Raw genomic sequence first — 16,598 nt, 5'->3', positions numbered from 1 at the left:
GAGTCGGTAAACTTTCTTTAAACAAAGTTACCTCTATAGTTTATTTTGAGTAATTTTTTTTTTTACACTTTATCTACTATATCCTTTAACTAAATTTAACCGATTATTTAATATTGATTTTTTTAATTTTACCAATAGTTTTAGGAGAGCGACTTCCATGAAAAGCTCTTAAAACTTCAATTCTAGTAGATTTTATCCGGTATATAATTAAATAAGAACCCAAAATAATGTTTCGGTATTTCTTAGTTTTAGTTTTAAGGTGATGACATTCTGGATGAAGTAAGTAATCTTTAGATAAATTATCTAAATAAGAATATATTTCTTCAATAAAATAATCTGCAAGTCTTAAACCAAAAGTTTCGGTCCCGTATTCATGAATTGAAGGAAGATCAACAAAATCAAAAAGAGCAGAAGTAACTACTTCTTTCTTTGGGATTTCCATTCTTGAAAATGTTTTTTAGATTCTTCTAATGTAAAAAAAGTTCCTCCTTCAGCTTCTTTAATCATCGAAGCGAATTTTTTTTGAGACATAGATTTACCAGGTATCGCAAGGTTATCGGAATTATTATTTTTTGTCTTCATAATAGTAAAGTTAGCAAAAAAAATTGAAAACGAATTTCTTTCGAAATAATTTACTCTTTATTCGATCCTAAAGAAGCTTCAAATAAAGTAACATCGATAGCATTTTTCACATCGTAGTCACCAATTTTGGTTCTTCGCAAAGCAGTTAAATGAGACCCAGAATTCATTGCTTTTCCAAAATCAAAGGCTAATGAACGAATATAAGTTCCTTTGCTGCAAACTACTCTAAAATCGATTTCCGGAAGCGCGATTCTAGTAATTTCAAATTCGTGAATTGTAGTTTTTCGACTTGCAATTTCGATAGTTTCTCCTGCACGAGCATGCTCATACAAACGAACTCCATCTTTTTTTATAGCCGAATAAATAGGTGGTTTTTGATCTATTTCGCCCAAAAACTGTTTTACCGTTTCATGAATCAAGACCTCATCGATATGTTCCGTTGGGAAAGTTTGGTCGATTTCGGTTTCTAAATCATACGAAGGCGTGGTAGCTCCAATAAAAAAAGTACCTGTATATTCTTTGGCTTGACCTTGCAACTCGGTAATTCTTTTGGTAAACTTGCCTGTACAAATAAGTAATAGCCCTGTTGCCAAAGGATCTAATGTACCTGCATGACCAATTTTAAATTTCTTAGGAAGTCCAACTTTATTTATCAGTGCATATTTTAACTTATTCACTGCCTGAAAAGAACTCCAATGTAAAGGTTTATTTATTAGTAAAATTTGTCCGTTTAAAAAATCTTCGGGAGTATTCATTATATAATTGTAAGCGGATGAATAAAGAAATGAATTAGCAACAATACAATTCCTGCAATAATTCGGTAATATCCAAATACTTTGAATCCGTTTTTAGTCAAAAATCCTATGAAGGTTTTAATAGCCAAAAGTGCTACTATAAAGGCTACAATATTACCAATAATCAATAAATTAACCTGATCATGCGATAATTCGAATCCTGCTTTATAATAATCATAACACTTTTTAACCGTTGCTCCCAACATGGTAGGAACTGCCAAAAAGAATGAAAACTCTGCGGCTGTAGTTCTTGTCAATTTTTGCGACATTCCTCCTACTATACTTGCTCCACTTCTAGAAACTCCGGGAATCATTGCCAAACACTGGAACATCCCTATTTTAAAAGCTTGCAAATATGTTATTTCTTGTGATGTTTCAGCACCTTTTGGTGTACTAAACCACTCATCTACTTTTAATAAAATAATTCCTCCTAGTAAAAGTGAAATTGCAACTGTAACTGGATTTTCTAATAGCCCATCTATAAAATCACTTAATAGTAATCCTAAAACAACTGCTGGTATAAAAGCAACTAATAATTTAAAGTAAAAATCTAGCGTTTGAAAGAAACGTTTGAAATACAAAACTACAACCGAAAGAATCGCTCCTAGTTGAATTACAATCGTAAAAAGTTTGGTAAAATCATCATGGGCAATCCCAAAAAATGATGAGGCAATAATCATGTGGCCAGTTGAAGAAACAGGTAAAAATTCTGTAATTCCTTCAATAATGGCTAAAACAACAGCTTGTAAAGTATTCATTTATTAGATTGTTAGATTGTTTAGAATATTAGACTGTTTAGATTTTTCAGAAAAGATTAATCTAATAATCTAAAGATCTAAAATGTCTAAGAAGTCTAAATTAGTCTGTTTTAGGGTTTTTAAGAATAGCATAAATTGTGATTCCAAAGCCTATCAAAACTGTAGTTGGAGCCAAACGAATACGTCTGAAATTAAAAATAGCTTCATTAAAAACATTTGGATCATCACTTCCTCCACCTGCCATTAAGATAAATCCTAATGCAATTACACCAATCCCAACCAATAAAATTTTATAATTTACTTTATCAAAAAGGAATTCCTGTTTTTTTTGTTCTTCTTTATTTTTCATTTCTAAAATTAAATTCTGTTATAATGTTTACTGAATACTGCGACTATACACTTTTTAATAAAGATCGTCGGTTCTTAAATTCAAGAAACGTTGTGTAGCAAAGTGTGTACTTAACCAAGTAATTAAAACTCCGATTCCTAAAACAGCCAATAATACTAACCCAATAAGAGCTTTATCATCTAATATTCCTAGTCCTGGATAGTTTGTATCTACATATATCAAAAGTCCGATTAAAGCAACAATTGCTAAACCAGCACCAATTAATCCTAATTTAATGCTTCGCATTACAAATGGTTTACGAATAAACGATTTTGTAGCACCAACCATTTGCATTGTTTTAATAATAAATCGATTAGAATGTATAGATAAACGTAATGAACTATTAATAAGCAATACTGCGATTACAGTTAAAAATCCGCTTATAATTAAAATCCACATACTTACTTTTTTGATATTATCATTAACCAGATTTACCAATTGTTTGTCATAAACAATATCCGAAACCATAGTGTTTTTACGTAAGTTAGTTTCTATTTTAGTAATACTATCTCTAACAACATAATCGGCTTTTAAGTGAATATCATAAGAATTCAATAATGGATTCTCTCCTAAAAACGTTAGGAAATCTTCACCAATAATATCGGTATGTTGCTTAGCAGCAGCTTCTTTAGTAACATAAACAAACGATCTTGCAAAAGGAGCTCTTTTCAATTCGGTATTAAATGTCTTTATTATACTATCATTAGCTTCGTTTTTAAAGAAAACCGTCATTGCGATTTTTTCTTTAAAATCATCAGCTAATTTTTTAGAATTAATAATGAACAATCCTAGTACTCCCAAAAGGAATAAAACCAGAAATACACTTAATACAACCGAAAAATAAGAGGAAATTAACCTGCGTTTTTGAAATTTATCAAAGTTAGAACTCATAGTTTGCTTAAATTATGTGGTAAAAATAATAAAGAATTTCATTATTTACAGCTAATAACGAACTTTTATACTATAATTATACATTTAGACATTGAATAAAAAGTTTATTTAACCGCAAAGTACGCCAAGTTTTTTTAATGCGCGACTTTATAAAAACGCAAAGTGCGCAAAGCTGAATCAACACAGAGCTTTGCGAACTTTGTCTTTCACACGCTTACTTATTAAAAATCTTAGCACCTCAGAACCTTAAAAGCTGATTTAACCGCAAAGCGCGCAAAGGTTTTAAATGCATGGTTTTGTATAAACGCAAAGTTCGCAAAGCTGAATCATCACAAAACTTTGCAAACTTTGAACCTCTGTAACTTTGAACCTCTGTAACTTTGAACCTTTACTACTTTGAACCTTTGTCCCTTTGAACCTTTTTTTAACCTATTTCACTTTATAAACTTCTATACTTTTAAGCCAGGAAACATGGCGTGGACCTGTTTTTATGTCATTTTTACAAATCGTAATCATTTCTCCATTTTTTACCGGTTTACCATTTTCTTCAAAAAGAACATACGCATTTTCTCCTGTTGGATTATTAAAAATCTCTGCCCACGAAAATGTTGCCATATACCCATCTGAAGCTCTTGCTACGATATAAAAATTACGGTCTTTATGTCCGCTTTGTTTAATTTTAGCTTTCTCTAAAATGTCTTTTAGTAAAACTCCTTTGCAAGTTTTATCATCTTTTTTAACTTCTCCGCTCTGGCAAACTACTTTAAAATCATTTATAGTTACCACTTTCATTTTACGTAATGAATCTACAGTTAATTGCAACGGAAACTCAACTTCGCCTTTTACTTCAATTTGATGATTTACCAGTTTTAAACTATCTTCTGGCGTAAGAACAGGATGTTTATCGTTATCCACTTTTGAAACCTTTTCAGTTGCAACAGCATCTTCTTTTTCCTTTTTAGAAGAATTACACATCGTGCATGAAAATGCTATTAATAGGATAAGAATGTAATTTTGAGTTTTCATATAAAATTATTTTTGATTTAGTTATTAAAAAAACGAAGCGTCACAAAAAAGTTGCGCCCTTCCTCAGGATATCCTTCTACAAGACTGTAGTTCTTATCAAATATGTTATTTACTCCAGCATCGATACTAAAGTTTTTAGCAATTTTACCCGAGCCATAAAGATTTAAAAGGGTGTAATCTGGAACTCTCGTTCCGTAACTAGTACTAATTCTAGACGAATTAAACTCAGAGTTAGCTATTAATCTCAGTAATTTTATTGGCTGATATTCTACCGTTCCCATAACTTTAGTATTAGACACATCGGTAAAATGAATGGTAGGATCTGTTAAGTTATTTCTTTCGATATAAGTATAATTAACATTAAAAGATAAATTCTGCAATAGCGAATAATTCAATTGCGCTTCAACTCCAATATATTCGGCTTTTCCGAAGTTTTGCATTTGCGATTTCCCCGGCATAACATTACTTACATTTAAAATCGCATCAGTTAGCGAACTATAAAATACAGCCGTTTGAAATGTTATTTTGCTAAAAAGATTAGCATTATAATTTATTTCATAGTTTACTGCTTTCTCAGGTTTTAAATCAGGATTAGGAATTGCAGTTCCCATTCGGTATGAATATCGATCTTTAATAGTTGCAAATCGTGTTTTCTGAGAAACGGTTGCTCCTAATTTCTGATTCTCATTTAGCTGATAAAAAAATCCTATTTGCGCATTAAAAGCATCGCTCGCACCTGCCGTTGGATAATCAGAAATTACTTTTGTAGTACTATTATAATCTTCTGCTTCTTTGTTTTTCCTGATATTATAACTCACTCCGGGAACCAAAGTAAATTTGTTCGAGATTTTATAAACATCTTCAATACCAATCAAAACTGTATTGTCTATAAAATTACGCACAGGTTCGCCAAGGTTATTTTCCCGATGCACATCTTCTTTAAAATGAAACGCAATCTTAAGGTTATTTTTCGGAATTATTTGTGTGTCATATTCCAGATTTCCTCCATACGTATAATCGTTATAATTACTCTGAAAAGCATAGGGTTTCGTTTGGGTTGAATATGTATTATCATCATAACTATCCAACTTATTTTTAAATTTATCGTAGTATATTCTGGCTTTAAAACTGTTCTTATCGTCAAAACTAGAATTAGAGATAAAATAATAACTTTCTTTATCCCAATTTGGCCATTGCCAATAACGCGGTTTTGCTAGAAGCGAATTAAGTACATCGTCTCCCGCATAAACAGGATTCCCCTTCTCTCCTTGCTGATTAATGTACCCTATTGCATATTCGCTCTTTTTAGTTGGAGTCCATCCTACTTTAAAACTAATTTTCTGGTCAGTACTATAGGAATTATCTCTTTGTCCACCATCTTCATTTTTAGAAGGAACATAATTAGACGACATTCTAAACGAATCGCGATGCAAGTACGAATAGCCTCCCTGAACATAAAATTTCCCCAGATTAGAACCTATATTAATATTGCCTTTATATCCGTTTGAATTAATCATTCCTAACGAACCATCATATTCTAATACTTGTGAAGGTTTTCTTGAGATAAGATTAATTGCTCCTCCTAATGAATTCGGACCATAAAGCACCGATGAAAATCCTTTAGAAACATCAATTGCAGCAAGATCAAAAGTCGTAAATCGAGCCAAATCTACATAACCATCATAAGGAACATAAACAGGAATTCCGTCCATATAAACAGGAACTTGCCTTAAATCAAACCCACGAATAGAAACCATAGATTCATTTCTTGGTCCCGAAGCAGTTAAACTCACACCCGGAAGCATATTTAATGCCTGCGAAACATCCATTTTATTTTGCGATTCCATCTTTTTTGTCGTTACCCTATTTAGCGTATCCTTGGTTTTATTATTTTTTATAATAACTTCTCCAAGTATAAACATATTAGTAGGTTTTACCGAATCGACAACAACTTGATTGTTTTGTTGGCATAATCCAATGAGCGGAAATAATAAAAATATTATAATTTTTAGCTTCATAAATTCAATAGTTTTTTCAGTATGTTTTTAAAAGAATACTGATTATTAGCATTTTTTATTTTTGATTACAATTAGTCCGTTAAGCATAACTCCAAAAAACATTTAACACATAGAAACATAGATTTTGTAAACTCAAAAGAAGGCGTTTCACTTATTTAAAATATACATAGCCATTCTATGTGAAAGAAATATATTTCTATGTGTTAAAAACCATTATGCTTAATCGACTATAATTAGTTAACACTTTTCAGTATGTTTTAAAATGAATACTGATTATTAAAAAATTTTAGAACTTTAAATTTTGAACTTCTTTCTGAGCAAAATCTTTAATTCTTTTTTCGATTTCATAAAATACCGTAATTGCAGTTTCTCCAGCTTCAGTCAATCGTGCACCTCCACCACCTTTTCCTCCCAGAAGTTTCTCTACCAAAGGCGATTCGGCACGCTGATTCATCTCCTCAACCAATTGCCACGCTTGTCTGTACGCCATTTTCATTTCTTTGGCAGCATTGGTAATAGAACCCGTTTTTTTAATATTCTCCAATAACCAAATCTTGCCAATACCCAAAAAAGGACCTTCGGCTTCTTCAATCCAAAGTCGAACTTCAATAGAATATTTTTTCTTATCTCCCATTTATCTTTTAAAAACGCATCTAAAATACTCAAATTTTAAGTAAAATTATTCTCTCAATTGCTTAAATATTTTAAAAAACAAAAAAATCATTCCTACCTGCAAACCACAAATTTATGTATTCCCGTTTTTTTAAATACTGATTTTTATCATTAATCCTATATCTTAAAAAATAACTTTGGTACAATGCACAATAAACGTAAATTTGCCAACTTATAATTCAGTGATAAAACCTTAGAATCTTTGTCACTCTGAACCTTTGAATCTTTTATAATGAAGTACAATCCGATTGAAATAGACGCCAAATGGCAAAAATATTGGGCAGACAATAAAACTTTTGCAGCCGAAAATAATTCCGAAAAGCCGAAACATTACGTACTCGATATGTTTCCTTATCCATCTGGAGCGGGATTACACGTTGGGCACCCGCTAGGTTATATTGCTTCTGATGTGTATTCTCGTTTTAAAAGACACCAAGGTTTTAATGTTTTACACCCGATGGGTTACGATAGTTTCGGATTACCTGCTGAGCAATATGCTATACAAACAGGTCAACGCCCAGAAGATACTACTCGCGTAAATATTGATGGTGGTGTAGATAAAGAAGGAAAACAAATTGCCGGATACAGAAAGCAATTAGATAAAATAGGATTCTCATTTGATTGGGACAGAGAAGTTCGTACTTCAAATCCTGATTATTACAAGCATACACAATGGATTTTTATCCAATTGTTTAATTCTTGGTACAATAAAGATTCCGATAAAGCCGAAGATATTTCGACTTTGGTTTCTATTTTCGAAAAAGAAGGAAATGCAACTGTAAATGCAGTTTGCGATGATAATATAGTAGGTTTTTCGTCAAGCGAATGGACATCATTTTCATCAGATGAACAACAAAAAATACTATTACAATACAGATTAACTTATTTGGCAGAAACCGAAGTAAACTGGTGTCCTGGTTTAGGAACTGTTTTGGCAAATGACGAAATCGTAAATGGTGTTTCTGAGCGTGGTGGTTATCCTGTAATCCGTAAAAAAATGACACAATGGAGCATGCGTATTTCTGCTTATGCAGAGCGTTTGTTGCAAGGTCTTAACGATATCGACTGGAGTGAATCTATAAAAGAATCACAAAGAAACTGGATTGGGAAATCGGTTGGAGCGTTAGTAAAGTTCCCAGTTTTAAGTTACAGTTCTCAGGCAGAGTCGCAAAGTGAAGCAACTTTAAACATTAAACCTGAAACTAATAATATTGAAGTCTTTACAACTCGTCCTGACACCATTTTTGGAGTAACATTTATGACATTGGCTCCTGAGCATCCTTTGGTTGCCGAGATTACAACTCCAGAACAAAAAGCAGCGATTGAAGCCTATATCGAAAAAACTGCAAAACGTTCTGAGCGTGAGCGTATGGCCGATGTAAAAACTATTTCGGGAGTATTTACAGGTGCTTATGCTGAACATCCTTTTACCAAAGAACCAATTCCGGTTTGGATTGGTGATTATGTATTAGCAGGATACGGAACAGGTGCAGTAATGGCGGTTCCTTGTGGAGACGAAAGAGATTATGCTTTTGCAAATTTCTTTAAAGGAGAGCAAGGAATGCCTTCTATAAAAAATATTTTTGCTAATGTTGATATTTCTGAAGCGGCTTACGGTTCAAAAGACAATGTCGAAATTGCAAATTCTGATTTCTTAAACGGATTAAATTATAAAGAAGCTACTCAAAAAGTGATAGCCGAATTAGAAAAACTAAATCAAGGAACAGGAAAAACCAATTACCGTTTGCGTGATGCCGTATTTTCACGTCAGCGTTATTGGGGAGAGCCTTTCCCAGTATATTATGTAAATGGATTACCACAAATAATTGAGGCGCAACATTTACCAATTATTTTACCTGAAGTAGAAAAATATTTACCAACCGAAGACGGATTGCCTCCATTAGGAAATGCAAACGTTTGGGCTTGGGATACTAAAACCAATACTGTTGTAAATACTAATTTGGTTGATAACATTACTATATTCCCATTAGAATTAAACACCATGCCAGGTTGGGCTGGAAGTTCATGGTACTGGATGCGTTATATGGATGCGCATAACGAAAATGAATTTGCAAGCAAAGAAGCTTTAGCTTATTGGGAAAGTGTTGACTTATATATTGGAGGTAGCGAACACGCAACCGGACATTTATTATATTCTCGTTTCTGGAATAAATTCTTAAAAGACAAAGGTTTTGCTCCAACTGAAGAACCATTCAAAAAACTGATTAATCAGGGAATGATTTTAGGAACAAGCGCTTTTGTTTATAGACTTGAAGGTACAAATACATTTATTTCTAAAAATAAGATTGGAGATCAAAATGTACAGCCAATTCGTGTTGATGTTCATTTCGTAAACTCTTCGGATGAGTTGGATATTGAAAAATTCAAAGCTTGGAGAGAAGATTTTAATAGTGCCGAATTTATTTTTGATGAAAACGGTAAATACATTGTAGGTCGCGAGGTCGAAAAAATGTCGAAATCATATTATAATGTAGTTACACCAGATGATATTTGTAATGAATATGGTGCTGATACGTTACGTTTATACGAAATGTTCTTAGGACCATTAGAGCAAGCTAAACCTTGGAATACTGCTGGAATTTCGGGAGTATTTGGTTTCTTGAAAAAACTATGTCGTTTGTATTTTGATGATAATGGTTTAATTATTACCAATGACGAGCCAACAAAAGACAACTTAAAATCATTACATAAAACCATTAAAAAAGTGGTAGAAGATGTGGAGAGTTTCTCTTTCAACACTTCTGTTTCTCAGTTTATGATTTGTGTAAACGAATTGTCTACACAAAACTGTCATTCTCGTGCTATACTTGAGCCTTTGGCAATTGTAATTTCGCCTTATGCACCACATATCGCTGAGGAATTATGGTCATTATTAGGTCATACAACATCTATTGCAGCTGTTGCTTTCCCTACTTTTGAACCTAAGTATTTAGTAGAAAGCAGTAAAGAATACCCAGTTTCGTTTAACGGAAAAATGCGTTTCACTATCGAATTGCCTTTGGATTTAACCAAGGAACAAATCGAAGAAATCATTATGAAAGACGAAAGAACATTAAAACAATTGGATGGTAAAACACCAAACAAAGTAATTATTGTTCCTGGAAAAATCATTAATTTGGTTGGATAATAAATTCAATTTACAATATTTTATAAATTCCAAATTCCAACTTTTGTTGGGGTTTGGATTTTTTTTTTGTGCAAAGTTTTTTTATTAAATTAAAATTCCCATTCTTAAAAACCCCCACCAACATTGGAATTTGAAATTTTTTTATTGAATTTTTTATTTTTGTTGTAACATTTTAACAACTCCTGTATCTAAAAAGCAAATTCTATCATTTAACAACTAAAAACTATTAAAATGAAAAAGTATATCTTCTTAGTTATCGCCCTTTTATTTTCAGCATTATGTTTAAATGTATTCGGACAAACAAAATCGTATCCGTTTGAAATTGCCAAAACTGGAAAAGGAAAACAATCTATAATCTTCTTACCTGGATTTGCCAGTTCTGGAGATGTGTGGAACGAAACAAAACCTAACTTCGAAAAAGATTTTACCTGTTATGTTTTTACAATGGCGGGTTTTGCAGGAGTAAAACCGCAACCAAATGCTTCTTTTATAAATTGGGAAACAGAAATCGCTAATTACATAAAAGCTAACCAAATAGAAAAACCAATTATAGTCGGTCATAGTATGGGTGGCGGACTGGCTCTGGCTCTAGCCGCTGATTATCCGGAATTGATAGGTAAAATTGTAATAGTTGATGCACTTCCTTGTTTGTCGGCTTTAATGGATCCTTCCTTTAAAGCAAAAGAAAATAATGATTGTACGCCAATAATCAATAAAATGACAGCAATGTCCGATGAGCAATTTTCTGAAAATCAAAAAAAATACCTTCCAAGACTTTTAGAAGATACCTCTAAGCAAGATTTATTACTTAGCTGGAGTGTTAAATCCGACAGAAAAACATTTGCCGAAATGTTTTGTGATTTTTCTAACACTGATTTGAGAGATAAAATCGCAACCATAAAATGTCCTTCACTCATATTACTTGAAGCTTATTTTGTAAACATGAAACCTGCTATCGAAGCTCAATATAAAAACTTAAAGAATGCTAATCTTCAATACGCTAACAAAGGATTACATTTTATCATGTATGATGATAAAGATTGGTATTTAGCCCAACTAACCAACTTTATAAAATCGAAATAATGGAGTTTGAACAGCTATATAAATCCTATTGGGAAAAGGTCTTTAGGTTGTGCATGGGTTACGTAAATGATTACAACATTGCTCAGGATATTGCTCAGGAAACATTTATTATTATTTGGGAAAAACTCCACACTTTTAGAAACGAAGCCAATATCGGAAGCTGGATTTTTAGGATTGCATCTAATAATTGCCTTAAACAAATAGAAAAAGGAAAACGTTTTCCAAAATCAGAACTTCCGGCACATATTACCGAGGAAAAAGAATATTCGCTAGAACCACAAATTCAGTTTTTGTACAAATGCATCGCCGAATTACCAGAAACCGACCGTATTATTATCTCGCTCGAACTAGAAGATGTAAAACAAGCCGAAATAGCAAAAATCGTAGGTCTCTCGGAAGCGAATATAAGAGTGAAAATTCATAGAATAAAAGAAAAGTTAACTCAAAAATTTAAAGAAAATGGACAATAATATAGACTTTAAAGATTTATGGAAAAAACAAACCGTAAGTCAGCCCAATATAGAAGATTTACTAGCAAGATTAAAGCAATTTAAAAAAGCTGGAGTACGTACTTTATGGATCACCAATATTTTGCTTTTTACAACTTGTGCCTTCATTATTTTTGTTTGGTACACTTATCAACCGAAATTTATTTCGACAAAAATTGGAATCGTTTTAACGATTTTAGCAATGGTTATTTATTTGTTTTTTTATAATCGATTAGTATCAACGTATAAAAATATTGTTACCGCTCAAACCAATCAGGAATATTTACAGAAACTGATTTTAATTAAAAAGAAGCAACAATTTATGCAATCTACAATGTTGAGTTTGTATTTTCTTTTACTTGGAGTTGGAATTTGTTTTTATCTCTATGAATATACATCGAGAATGGCGACTTTATGGGGCTTTTTTACTTATGGAGTAACTTTGCTTTGGATGGGCTTTAATTGGTTTTATATTCGTCCAAAACAAATTAAAAAACAACAATCAAAGTTGAATGATCTAATTGCAAAATTTGAAGAAGTGAATAATCAATTAGAATCATAAAAAAAAGCTTTGTATCATTACAAAGCTTTTTTTTAACCTTAATGTTTTATATAAATTATTGTGGAAAAAGAAAAGGTGCAAGAGTTACAACAATGATTCCGTCATTATTTGCTTTTGCAGTAGATTCTTTTACTACTTCTCCGCCAACATAGATTTTAGCAGTTAATGTTTGGTCCTTAACGCCACCATGACCGCTTGCGCTGAATGTTATTCCTGGTACACCTGCATCCGCAGTAATTTGTTTAGTCCAAGGAAAACTGGTAACATCTTCATTTAGTGGACTTCCGCCTTTATCAAAATAAATTGCGCTAAGTTCTCCAGTAAAATTTCCTGTTATTTCATATTTTACATCTCTTGATTTGGTTACTTGTCCTGGCTCATTATCGTCATCGCTACTACTACAAGATGCAGCTACAAAAACCAAGGTTAGCAAGAACATAATTTTTTTTAAAGTCGTTTTCATGATTGAATTCTTTGGGTTTATTTATATTTAATAATCATTTTAACAAATATAAACCTGAAGAAAAAAGATGACAATACCTGATAAAGTGTAATTTATTCTACCTGATATCAGGTAAAAAACAGAAAAAAATTTTGAAGAAAATTTAATTTTAATATTTTTGATAAAACACAATTTATGACCAAAATAGGCTTTTATTTATTCCTTATATTCTTCTCAACTACCACTTACTCACAGGTTATACTTTCTTTAGATGATGATACAGTTTATATAGATAGTATTGCCCGAGTTACTAAAAATGCTCAGTCTGATAGTCTAAAAAGTCTTTACAGCTTTAGATTATCTAAATTGTACCTGATGGTTCAGGATATAAAAAAATCTAAAGAATATTTGCAAGAAGCTAATAAACTAAAAACTAAATTCCCTTTCTTAAATGACGCTTCTATATATTATAATGCCTTTAGTTTTCTAGAAAAAGGAGATGCTGATGGTTTTGAAAAAACATTAGTTGAAGCCAACAACAAATTAAAAAAATACAACAATCCCGAAGCCTATAAATTGCGTGCCATAATACTCCAAAATTATGGTCTCATGCAGCAACGAAAAAACAACGAAAAAGGCTATATGAAAATATTGGTTTATGAAGCCATTCCTCTTGCAAAGAAAAGTGGCGATTACGAATTAATAAGTAATTTATACAAAGCCATTGCTATTATCTTCATGAATACAAATGAACGCGAAAAAGCAAGTGAATATTTAAGTGAAGCTCAAAATTACATCGAAAAAGCGACCAAAAAATCTCCTACACTAGCAGAGTCTAAAATGGAGACATATATTATCAATGCTGAAAATCTAGTAGAATTGAAGCGTTTTTATGATGCAAAAAAAACATTAGACAAAGCATATTCTAAATTATCAAAATACCCGGAATCTAATCTTAATGACTCTTACTTTTATGCAGAAGGAATATATTATGCAAAACAAAACCAACATTCTAAAGCTTTAGAAAGTTATGAAAAAGGAATTAAATCAGCCCAAAAACATCAAAATCTCATTGCTTTAAACCGATTAAAATTTGCAGAATACGAGATTCTTTTTAAATTAAAAGATTACGAAAAAGCCAAAAAAAATCTAGAATATCTTTTAGAAAATACTCCGTTTATTGTAGATAAAAAAAACTACTACAATGAATTGGCAAAAGTTTACAATGCAACCAAAAATCATGAGAAAGCTTATTTCTATTCCAATAAATACAATACTGTAAATGACAGCCTAAACAAATCTAAGTTTCAGAACGAAATCGTAGAACTTGAAGCTAAATATAAAAAAGCCGAAAGCGAGAAGAAAATAACACTATTACAAGCGCAAAACGATAAAGCAGCTTTATTAGCAAATAACAATCGTTTAAACTCTATACTTTTTGGTGTGCTATCATTCGTTTTATTTATTACGGTTTTATTTTTATGGATATTAAACAAAAATCAAAAAAAATTAAGTTTCCAGAAAGAAGTTAATCACGAACAAGAATTAGCTGCCCTCGAGAACCAGAAAAAACTATCCGTTTCAAATGCCTTGATAGAAGGTGAAGAGGTGGAGAGAAAAAGAATCGCAAGAGATTTACATGATGGTCTTGGCAGTATGCTTTCGGGACTAAAAATGCATCTGAATCTGGCAGAGAAAGATAATGCTACCAATAAAATAGAAATAGGAACTTTATTAGACAACTCAATTAAAGAGCTAAGAAATATTTCTCAAAATTTAATGCCCGAAAGTTTATTAAAATTAAATTTAGAAAATGCTTTAAGAGATTTATGCATAGCCAACTCTAATTCAAAAACCAGAATTGAATTTCAGTATTTAGTACAAAACCAGAATTTATCTAAGAATTATGAAATCATGATTTATAGGATTATTCAGGAGTTACTAAACAATACTTTAAAGTATGCCAATGCAACACAAATTCTAGTTTCTTGTTCTCAAAACCAAGATGTTTTTTTCATTACAGTCGAAGACAACGGAATTGGTTTTAATGTATCTGAAATAAAAGACAATATAGGAATGGGTTTAAGAAATATTAAAAACCGCGTAGAATTCTTAAACGGAAAATTAGAAATTGATAGTAAGGAAAACAAAGGAACTTCTACCTACATCGAATTAAAAGTGAAACATGAAGACTTATAAAACTATTATTGTAGATGATCATCCGATTGTAATCTCAGGAGTTTCGGGATTACTCTCCGATTTAGATAAGATAGAACTTGTTCAGACATTAGAATCTGGAGTCACACTTCTTGATTATATTGGAGCCAACAAGGTCGATTTAATTTTAATGGACATTTTTTTACCTCTAATAAATGGTGTCGATTTATGTAAAACAATTAAGCAAAAACATCCAAAAGTAATAATAATTGGGATGAGCAGCCAGTCTGAAAGAAGCTTAGTTATGCAATTTATCCAGAGCGGAGGAAATGGCTATATTCTTAAAAATGCCTCTTTCGAAGAGTTTAAACGTTGCATATATAAAGCTATCGATGGCGAGATCGTATTTAGTGATGAAGTAAAAACAATTATTAGTCAGCCATTATCCGAAGATTTAGAATCTGTTCCGAGTCTTAGTCGCAGAGAAAAAGATATTGTTGTATTACTCTCCAAAGGAAAATCGACTCAGGAAATTGCCGATGAATTATTTTTAAGTTTCTTGACTGTGCAAACGCATAGACGAAATATTCTGCAGAAATATAAGATGAAAAATGTTGCCGAATTAATGACGCATCTTCTTAAAAACAACCTTTTAAACTAAATATGGTTTAAAATGACAAAATGACATTTTTTTAATTTGGTTCAGAAATTGCTATTTATCTCATAACTTTAAACAATAAACTAAAAAACAAAAGATATGGGAATGAGTTATTTAATTCTTGCTGGAGCGATTATGTTATTTAGCTGGTTAGTTAGTTCAAGACTAAAGAGTAAATTCGAACAATATTCGAAATTGCAATTACAAAACGGAATGACCGGTGCAGAAATTGCCGAAAAAATGCTTGCCGATAATGGTATCCGTGATGTTAGAGTAATTTCGACTCCAGGTCAGTTAACAGACCACTATAATCCAGTAGATAAAACAGTAAATTTAAGTGAGGCCGTTTACAACCAACGTAATGCCGCTGCAGCTGCTGTTGCCGCACACGAATGTGGACACGCTGTACAACATGCCGTAGGTTACCAATGGTTAACGATGCGTTCTAAATTAGTACCAATCGTAAGTGTAGCTTCGACTTATATGCAATGGATCTTGCTTGCAGGTATCCTGATGCTTCGTAGCTTTCCGCAATTATTACTAATTGGTATTATCATTTTTGCAGCAACTACAATCTTTTCGATTGTGACTTTGCCTGTAGAATATGATGCTAGTAATCGTGCTCTTGCTTGGTTAGAAAGCAAACGAATGCTTACACAACAAGAACAAGCTGGTGCAAAAGATGCTTTAAAATGGGCTGCAAGAACATATGTAGTAGCTGCTATTGGTTCGATTGCTACTTTATTATATTATGTCTCTATTTATTTAGGAGGAAGAAGAAATTAATTAGTTCTAAGGTTCTAAGGTTCTAAGGTTCTAAGGTTCTAAGGTTCTAAGGTTCTAAGGTTCTAAGGTTCTAAGGTTCTAAGGTTCTAAGGTTCTAAGGTTCTAAGGTTCTAAGGTTCTAAGGTTCTAAGGTTCTAAGGTTCTA

The 16,598-nt window shown here is 32.0% G+C and carries 17 protein-coding genes; 7 read left to right on the top strand and 10 right to left on the bottom strand.

Going from position 1 to position 16,598, the window contains the following annotated elements:
- Window positions 1-103: 103 nt before the first annotated feature.
- The 9 genes from B8T70_RS19215 to B8T70_RS19180 all read right to left on the bottom strand — a co-directional run bounded on the left by B8T70_RS19215 (window position 104) and on the right by B8T70_RS19180 (window position 7,091).
- Window positions 104-442, bottom strand: a complete 339-nt coding sequence (locus tag B8T70_RS19215; protein WP_086895885.1) for a type II toxin-antitoxin system RelE/ParE family toxin — start codon at window positions 440-442, stop codon at window positions 104-106.
- The gene (locus B8T70_RS23960) at window positions 418-582 is read right to left on the bottom strand and encodes a hypothetical protein (RefSeq protein ID WP_165763234.1); all 165 of its coding nucleotides are present in this window, start codon (window positions 580-582) and stop codon (window positions 418-420) included. The genes B8T70_RS19215 and B8T70_RS23960 overlap by 25 nt, the downstream gene beginning before the upstream one ends.
- A 50-nt stretch (window positions 583-632) precedes the next feature.
- A complete protein-coding gene (gene truB, locus B8T70_RS19210) occupies window positions 633-1,337 on the bottom strand; it encodes a tRNA pseudouridine(55) synthase TruB (protein WP_086895884.1) in 705 nt (234 codons plus the stop codon).
- The gene (locus tag B8T70_RS19205; RefSeq protein ID WP_086895883.1) at window positions 1,337-2,134 is read right to left on the bottom strand and encodes an undecaprenyl-diphosphate phosphatase; all 798 of its coding nucleotides are present in this window, start codon (window positions 2,132-2,134) and stop codon (window positions 1,337-1,339) included. Before B8T70_RS19205 ends, truB begins: the two co-directional genes overlap by 1 nt.
- Before the next feature lie 100 nt (window positions 2,135-2,234).
- The gene (locus B8T70_RS19200) at window positions 2,235-2,483 is read right to left on the bottom strand and encodes a DUF3098 domain-containing protein (protein WP_035617389.1); all 249 of its coding nucleotides are present in this window, start codon (window positions 2,481-2,483) and stop codon (window positions 2,235-2,237) included.
- Window positions 2,484-2,537: 54 nt separating this feature from the next.
- A complete protein-coding gene (locus B8T70_RS19195; protein WP_086895882.1) occupies window positions 2,538-3,413 on the bottom strand; it encodes an ABC transporter permease in 876 nt (291 codons plus the stop codon).
- Between the two features lie 429 nt (window positions 3,414-3,842).
- Window positions 3,843-4,439 carry a molybdopterin-dependent oxidoreductase gene (locus B8T70_RS19190; RefSeq protein WP_165763233.1) on the bottom strand — a complete coding sequence of 199 codons (597 nt, stop codon included), beginning with the start codon at window positions 4,437-4,439 and terminating at the stop codon, window positions 3,843-3,845.
- 17 nt (window positions 4,440-4,456) lie between these two features.
- Entirely contained in the window at window positions 4,457-6,457 is a 2,001-nt protein-coding gene (locus B8T70_RS19185) for a TonB-dependent siderophore receptor (RefSeq protein ID WP_086895880.1), read from the bottom strand.
- A gap of 286 nt (window positions 6,458-6,743) precedes the next feature.
- Window positions 6,744-7,091, bottom strand: coding sequence for a winged helix-turn-helix domain-containing protein (locus B8T70_RS19180; protein ID WP_086895879.1), 348 nt, complete (start codon window positions 7,089-7,091; stop codon window positions 6,744-6,746).
- 270 nt (window positions 7,092-7,361) lie between these two features.
- On the opposite strand from B8T70_RS19180, the gene leuS reads away from it, so the two are divergent.
- The 4 genes from leuS to B8T70_RS19160 all read left to right on the top strand — a co-directional run bounded on the left by leuS (window position 7,362) and on the right by B8T70_RS19160 (window position 12,410).
- Window positions 7,362-10,277, top strand: coding sequence for a leucine--tRNA ligase (leuS, locus tag B8T70_RS19175; protein WP_086895878.1), 2,916 nt, complete (start codon window positions 7,362-7,364; stop codon window positions 10,275-10,277).
- Between the two features lie 231 nt (window positions 10,278-10,508).
- Window positions 10,509-11,360, top strand: coding sequence for an alpha/beta fold hydrolase (locus B8T70_RS19170; RefSeq protein ID WP_086895877.1), 852 nt, complete (start codon window positions 10,509-10,511; stop codon window positions 11,358-11,360).
- Window positions 11,360-11,830 carry an RNA polymerase sigma factor gene (locus B8T70_RS19165; RefSeq protein ID WP_086895876.1) on the top strand — a complete coding sequence of 157 codons (471 nt, stop codon included), beginning with the start codon at window positions 11,360-11,362 and terminating at the stop codon, window positions 11,828-11,830. The genes B8T70_RS19170 and B8T70_RS19165 overlap by 1 nt, the downstream gene beginning before the upstream one ends.
- Complete coding sequence (locus tag B8T70_RS19160; protein ID WP_086895875.1) at window positions 11,820-12,410, top strand: hypothetical protein; 591 nt, start codon at window positions 11,820-11,822, stop codon at window positions 12,408-12,410. The genes B8T70_RS19165 and B8T70_RS19160 overlap by 11 nt, the downstream gene beginning before the upstream one ends.
- Window positions 12,411-12,465: 55 nt before the next feature.
- On the opposite strand, the gene B8T70_RS19155 is transcribed toward B8T70_RS19160, so the two are convergent.
- Complete coding sequence (locus B8T70_RS19155) at window positions 12,466-12,873, bottom strand: MmpS family transport accessory protein (protein ID WP_086895874.1); 408 nt, start codon at window positions 12,871-12,873, stop codon at window positions 12,466-12,468.
- 174 nt (window positions 12,874-13,047) lie between these two features.
- Between B8T70_RS19155 and B8T70_RS19150 the strand changes: the two genes are divergently transcribed.
- The 3 genes from B8T70_RS19150 to B8T70_RS19140 all read left to right on the top strand — a co-directional run bounded on the left by B8T70_RS19150 (window position 13,048) and on the right by B8T70_RS19140 (window position 16,453).
- Complete coding sequence (locus B8T70_RS19150; RefSeq protein ID WP_086895873.1) at window positions 13,048-15,051, top strand: ATP-binding protein; 2,004 nt, start codon at window positions 13,048-13,050, stop codon at window positions 15,049-15,051.
- Entirely contained in the window at window positions 15,038-15,670 is a 633-nt protein-coding gene (locus B8T70_RS19145) for a response regulator transcription factor (RefSeq protein ID WP_086895872.1), read from the top strand. Before B8T70_RS19150 ends, B8T70_RS19145 begins: the two co-directional genes overlap by 14 nt.
- Window positions 15,671-15,766: 96 nt before the next feature.
- Window positions 15,767-16,453 (top strand): zinc metallopeptidase, encoded by a 687-nt coding sequence (locus B8T70_RS19140; protein WP_086895871.1) that lies wholly within the window; start codon window positions 15,767-15,769, stop codon window positions 16,451-16,453.
- The last annotated feature ends 145 nt before the right edge of the window (window positions 16,454-16,598 follow it).

The sequence above is a fragment of the Flavobacterium sp. AJR genome (assembly GCF_002156885.1).
Lineage (GTDB): Bacteria > Bacteroidota > Bacteroidia > Flavobacteriales > Flavobacteriaceae > Flavobacterium.
This window is presented reverse-complemented; position numbering and strand designations above follow the sequence as displayed.

What these genes read in the sequence shown, in the direction of transcription:
- B8T70_RS19215 (WP_086895885.1), bottom strand. Translation starts at nt 442, where the DNA reads ATGGAAATCCCAAAGAAAGAAGTAGTTACTTCTGCTCTTTTTGATTTT.
- B8T70_RS23960 (WP_165763234.1), bottom strand. Translation starts at nt 582, where the DNA reads ATGAAGACAAAAAATAATAATTCCGATAACCTTGCGATACCTGGTAAA.
- truB (WP_086895884.1), bottom strand. Translation starts at nt 1,337, where the DNA reads ATGAATACTCCCGAAGATTTTTTAAACGGACAAATTTTACTAATAAAT.
- B8T70_RS19205 (WP_086895883.1), bottom strand. Translation starts at nt 2,134, where the DNA reads ATGAATACTTTACAAGCTGTTGTTTTAGCCATTATTGAAGGAATTACA.
- B8T70_RS19200 (WP_035617389.1), bottom strand. Translation starts at nt 2,483, where the DNA reads ATGAAAAATAAAGAAGAACAAAAAAAACAGGAATTCCTTTTTGATAAA.
- B8T70_RS19195 (WP_086895882.1), bottom strand. Translation starts at nt 3,413, where the DNA reads ATGAGTTCTAACTTTGATAAATTTCAAAAACGCAGGTTAATTTCCTCT.
- B8T70_RS19190 (WP_165763233.1), bottom strand. Translation starts at nt 4,439, where the DNA reads ATGAAAACTCAAAATTACATTCTTATCCTATTAATAGCATTTTCATGC.
- B8T70_RS19185 (WP_086895880.1), bottom strand. Translation starts at nt 6,457, where the DNA reads ATGAAGCTAAAAATTATAATATTTTTATTATTTCCGCTCATTGGATTA.
- B8T70_RS19180 (WP_086895879.1), bottom strand. Translation starts at nt 7,091, where the DNA reads ATGGGAGATAAGAAAAAATATTCTATTGAAGTTCGACTTTGGATTGAA.
- leuS (WP_086895878.1), top strand. Translation starts at nt 7,362, where the DNA reads ATGAAGTACAATCCGATTGAAATAGACGCCAAATGGCAAAAATATTGG.
- B8T70_RS19170 (WP_086895877.1), top strand. Translation starts at nt 10,509, where the DNA reads ATGAAAAAGTATATCTTCTTAGTTATCGCCCTTTTATTTTCAGCATTA.
- B8T70_RS19165 (WP_086895876.1), top strand. Translation starts at nt 11,360, where the DNA reads ATGGAGTTTGAACAGCTATATAAATCCTATTGGGAAAAGGTCTTTAGG.
- B8T70_RS19160 (WP_086895875.1), top strand. Translation starts at nt 11,820, where the DNA reads ATGGACAATAATATAGACTTTAAAGATTTATGGAAAAAACAAACCGTA.
- B8T70_RS19155 (WP_086895874.1), bottom strand. Translation starts at nt 12,873, where the DNA reads ATGAAAACGACTTTAAAAAAAATTATGTTCTTGCTAACCTTGGTTTTT.
- B8T70_RS19150 (WP_086895873.1), top strand. Translation starts at nt 13,048, where the DNA reads ATGACCAAAATAGGCTTTTATTTATTCCTTATATTCTTCTCAACTACC.
- B8T70_RS19145 (WP_086895872.1), top strand. Translation starts at nt 15,038, where the DNA reads ATGAAGACTTATAAAACTATTATTGTAGATGATCATCCGATTGTAATC.
- B8T70_RS19140 (WP_086895871.1), top strand. Translation starts at nt 15,767, where the DNA reads ATGGGAATGAGTTATTTAATTCTTGCTGGAGCGATTATGTTATTTAGC.